Source organism: Hansschlegelia beijingensis, assembly GCF_045505405.1.
Taxonomy (GTDB): Bacteria; Pseudomonadota; Alphaproteobacteria; order Rhizobiales; family Methylopilaceae; genus Methylopila; species Methylopila beijingensis_A.
This window is the reverse complement of sequence record NZ_JBJKEX010000252.1, coordinates 1-4,429: the sequence shown is the minus strand read 5'-3', so window position 1 is coordinate 4,429 and position 4,429 is coordinate 1. Positions and strand designations below refer to the sequence as shown.

The window sequence follows — 4,429 nt, the reverse complement described above, 5'->3', positions numbered from 1 at the left end:
AACCGACGACCGCTGCGCCGGACGGGGGCCGCGTCGGGGCTGCGCTATGGGTCGCGAGCCCCGCGAGCTGCGTCACCCTGCTGTTCGCGGCGCTCGCGATCGCGCTCACGCATGTTCGATCGACGCGCGCCCAGGAGCTGCGGCAGCTCGTCCGACTGCTCGGCGTGTCGCTGCCGCTCTTCACCCTCGCCCTGTTCGTCTACGACCCCGCGGCCGTGGCGGCGATCCGCGGCTTCGGCGACGTTTCGCCCACGGAGACGATGGCGCTCGTCCTGCTGATGCTGGCCATCGCCTCAGCCATGGCGAACCCGCCGACCAGCCACGAACACCCCGCCGCGGACGCCTTCAACGCGACGCTGCCGGACGATCCGGGGCCGCTCACGCCCGAGCAGCGCGCCGGCGTCAACAAGGAGCAGCTCAAGAAGGATCTCGAGCGTCAGCGCGAGCGGCTGACGGGCGAAAACCCGAAATAACTTGCTCGCCTTCTCCGCCTAAGGACGCGTCTTTCTCGGACGAATGTCGCCCTAGTTTCGCAGCGCAGCAGATGCGAACGGTTCCAGGGCGACGAGCTTCAGGGAGACGCGGAACATGGCGGACGAGAGCATGGCGGAACTGCCCGAGCGCGAGGCCATGGACTACGACGTGGTCGTGGTCGGCGCCGGGCCCGCAGGCCTCGCCGTCGCGATCCGCCTCAAGCAGCTCGACGCGGACATCTCCGTCGTCGTGCTCGAAAAGGGCTCCGAGGTCGGCGCCCACATCCTGTCCGGCGCGGTGGTGGACCCGGTCGGCCTCGACGCGCTGCTGCCCGGCTGGCGCGACGAGCCCGACACGTTCCAGCGCACCGAGGTCACCGACGACCGCTTCCTCTACCTGACCGAGGCCAAGGCGCTCGGCCTGCCGGCGTTCGGCATGCCCAAAATCCTGTCGAACCACGGCAATTTCATCGTCTCGCTCGGCGACGTCTGCCGCTGGCTGGGCGCCAAGGCCGAGGCGCTCGGCGTCGAGATCTATCCGGGCTTCGCCGCCAACGAGGTGCTGTTCGGCGAGGACGGCGCGGTGGTCGGCGTCGCGACCGGCGACATGGGCGTGAACCGCGACGGAACGCCCAGCCCGAACTTCACCCGCGGCATGGAGCTCCGTGGCAAGTACACCATCTTCGCCGAAGGCGCGCGCGGCCAGCTTTCCAAGGCGCTGATCCAGAAATTCGCGCTGCATGAGGGGCGCGAGCCCCAGAAGTACGGGCTCGGCCTCAAGGAGCTGTGGCGCGTCGCGCCCGAGAAGCACAAGCCGGGCCTCGTGCAGCATTCCTTCGGCTGGCCGCTCGACGACAGGACCGGCGGCGGCTCGTTCCTCTACCATTACGGCGACAACCTGGTGGCGGTCGGCTTCGTGGTTCATCTGAACTACGAAAACCCCTATCTCTCGCCCTTCGAGGAGTTCCAGCGCTTCAAGCAGCACCCCTCGGTGCGCCCGACGCTGGAGGGTGGGCAGCGCCTCTCCTATGGCGCGCGCGCTATCACGGAGGGCGGCTTCCAGTCGGTCCCGAAGCTCGCCTTCCCGGGCGGCGCGCTGGTCGGCTGCGCGGCCGGCTTCGTCAACGTCCCGCGCATAAAAGGCAGCCACAATGCGGTGCTGACCGGCAAGCTCGCCGCCGAGCACATTTGCGAGGCCCTCAAGGCCGGCCGCGCCCATGACGAGCTGTCGTCCTACGAGGCCGCCTGGCGCGACGGCCCGGTCGGCGCCGATTTGCGCCCGGTGCGCAACGTCAAGCCGCTCTGGTCGAAATACGGCACCCGCCTCGGCGTCATGCTCGGCGGCGCGGCGATGTGGGCGGAGCAGCTCGGCCTAAAGCTGTTCGGAACGCTGCCGCACGGCAAGCCGGACTACGCCGCCACAAAGCCCGCCAGCGAGTGCCAGCGCATCGCCTATCCGAAGCCCGACGGCGTGGTCTCCTTCGACCGCCTGTCCTCGGTCTTCCTGTCCAACACCAATCACGAGGAGCACCAGCCGGTGCATCTCCGCGTGAAGGACATGAGCCTGCAGAAATCATCCGAGCACGACGTCTACGCCGGCCTGTCGCAGCGCTACTGCCCGGCCGGCGTCTACGAATGGCTGGAGGAGGGGGCTGAGCCGAAGTACCAGATCAACGCCCAGAACTGCGTCCACTGCAAGACCTGCGATATCAAAGACCCAAATCAGAATATCGTCTGGGTGGCTCCGGAGGGCGGCGGCGGGCCGAACTATTCGGGTATGTAGGGAGGGGCATCGCTTGGCCCGAGGCAGCGAATGGAGCGCTCAAGACTTCGCTAAGGAGCTCAGGAAGATCAGGCGGAGGTGCGATGATCTGACGTTCGGCGCTTCAGAGCTTAGAGACGATATTTATCGTGTCGTTGTGAGGTGCGCGATATGCAAGAGCGTTGATTTCGCAATACTAACCTCTAAGAGACACCGATACGCCGGTACAGACTACGCAATGATCGGCGGTATTCGTGGAATTTGCGAAGATCTTATCATGCTTTCATACATAAAGAGGTTCGATTCGGAAGACAGAAATCGCTTAATTATGTTGATCCAGACGATGAATTTTCGAGCTGGTGTTGCGGCCCAAGCTAGCTTTTTTTCATCGAACAATCCTTTTCAGCCGGTTATCGGAGGAGATAAGGACAAGGCGACCTTAGAAGGTGATGTCCGATCGGCTAAGGCCGAGCTGAGCGCTTTTTGGAAGGCGAAGGGGGTCGCACGACAGGGCGGGCCTACCGTGCGCGAGATGGCCGAAGATTTGAATATTCAGTCTGTCTATAATTATGTGTATTTCTTATCTTCTAATTTTGTTCACTTTAACACTCATGCGTTGTTGAGAAATGGTTGGGGGGATCCCGAGGGCCCATTCCGCTACCGGATAGGAAACTTTGACGGATATTACAAAAGTCTCTCGGTATTCTGCTCTGCTCTATTGGTCATTGGATTCTGCTATGCGTTTGCGGACGTCTTTGTCGCAGGCTCTCCGGAGGAAGAGGTGAACGCCCTCTTGTTGGTCATCAGCGAGGTGCATAGGTGGCCGGAGATAGTGACCTTTGAGGAGCTAAATAAAGATCCGCCACTATTCGTTTTTTCTCACGCGCTCAGAAAGGTTGCAGTGGAGGGCGGAGAGGCAATCCCGTACGGGGGGGTCGTTCAAGAAATCAAGAACCTAAGGTGATGCTGCGCTCATCCGTGCTCCACTCCCGTCACGCGCCTCCGGTGAACAACGTCTCCGGATCGGGAGGCCATGCGGGGGAGCGCGGCGTTGCGGCTGGCATGACCGATGTGTCGGCCTCGGGGCGTCGGCCGCGCTCGGGCTCATCCGGTATCGCCCTCCACGTCATGCCCGCAAAGGGCGGGCATGACGTAGGATGAGGCGCGGCGCGTCCTTCGTCATGCCCGGCCGGAGGCCGGGTATCCACGACTTGATCGTAAGGCGGCGCGGTTGGAAGGAAGTCGTGGATGCCCGCAAGGCGGGCATGACGAGTCCGGGTCCGAGGGCTCATCACGCCAAGATGTCCGGCCAGAGATCGCGCCAGTCCGGATTTCCCTGCTGGATCAGCCGAACCTTTCTCGCCCCGGCCAGTGCTGATCTTCTTTTCTCGCCCGATCGCGGCGACGATCTCATCATGGGTCTCGAACCAGACGAGTGTCTTCAGGCCATAGCGCTTCGTGAAGCCCTCGATCAGCCCGGAGCGGTGCTGCGTCATGCGGCGCACGAGATCGGAGGTGACGCCGACATAGAGCACCCCGTTCGGCTGGTTCGTCATGAGGTAGACGAAGGAGAAGCGCATCGCCGGATGCTCAGGCGGCTCGCGATAAGGCGCAAGCGCCTCCCCGTCATGCCCGCGCCTTCGCGCGGGTATCCACGACTTGGACGTGGGGCGCTGCGGCCGGAAGAAAGTCGTGATGCCCGAAGGCGGGCATGACGGCTGAGGATGAGGCGCGACCGGGGCCCCTCGTCATGCCCGGCGGGGGCCGGGTATCCACGACTTGGTCTCACGCGTGCAGCCGAGGTAAGTCGTGGATGCCCGCGAAGGCGGGCATGACGGCGGAGGGTCCGGCGTGATAGGCTTTTATTCCTTGACATCTCGCCTCGCCCGTGCTCTCCTCTGCCTGTCCTTCTCCGACAGGGAGGCGTGTCCGGACCGGCCGGCCATGCGGGGGAGGAGCGGCGCCTGCGCCTGCGAGCACCGGAGCTCGCGGTCCCGGGACGTCGGCTGCGGGCCTTGGCGGGAAGCTTCGGCTGACCTTCGAGGATCATAAGTCGCCCGCCCCGCACTAGGGCCGAGACTCATAACCAGTAGCTGACGATCGCGGCGATGTGGACGGCGGCGAGGAAGCTGGTGGCGTTACGGTCGTAGCGGGTTGCGACGCGTCGGAAGTCTTTGAGGCGGCAGAACATGCG

General features: G+C 64.1%; 4 protein-coding genes and 1 pseudogene. 3 read left to right on the top strand and 2 right to left on the bottom strand.

Going from position 1 to position 4,429, the window contains the following annotated elements; translation table 11 throughout:
* The 3 genes from ACIKT0_RS13610 to ACIKT0_RS13600 form a co-directional block, all read left to right on the top strand.
* A partial coding sequence (locus ACIKT0_RS13610) for a hypothetical protein (protein ID WP_407105865.1) occupies nt 1-473 on the top strand: 473 nt, incomplete at its 5' end.
* A 115-nt stretch (nt 474-588) separates the two neighbouring features.
* Complete coding sequence (locus ACIKT0_RS13605) at nt 589-2,256, top strand: electron transfer flavoprotein-ubiquinone oxidoreductase (protein WP_407105864.1); 1,668 nt, start codon at nt 589-591, stop codon at nt 2,254-2,256.
* Between the two features lie 13 nt (nt 2,257-2,269).
* Nucleotides 2,270-3,199, top strand: coding sequence for a DUF5677 domain-containing protein (locus ACIKT0_RS13600; protein WP_407105863.1), 930 nt, complete (start codon nt 2,270-2,272; stop codon nt 3,197-3,199).
* 28 nt (nt 3,200-3,227) lie between these two features.
* Here the strand turns inward: ACIKT0_RS13600 and ACIKT0_RS13595 are convergent, their stop codons facing one another.
* Both ACIKT0_RS13595 and ACIKT0_RS13590 read right to left on the bottom strand, forming a co-directional pair.
* Nucleotides 3,228-3,815: a GIY-YIG nuclease family protein gene (locus ACIKT0_RS13595; protein WP_407105862.1), complete on the bottom strand. Its 588-nt coding sequence runs from the start codon at nt 3,813-3,815 to the stop codon at nt 3,228-3,230.
* Between the two features lie 500 nt (nt 3,816-4,315).
* Nucleotides 4,316-4,429 (bottom strand): annotated as a pseudogene (locus tag ACIKT0_RS13590) (IS5/IS1182 family transposase); the annotation flags it as partial.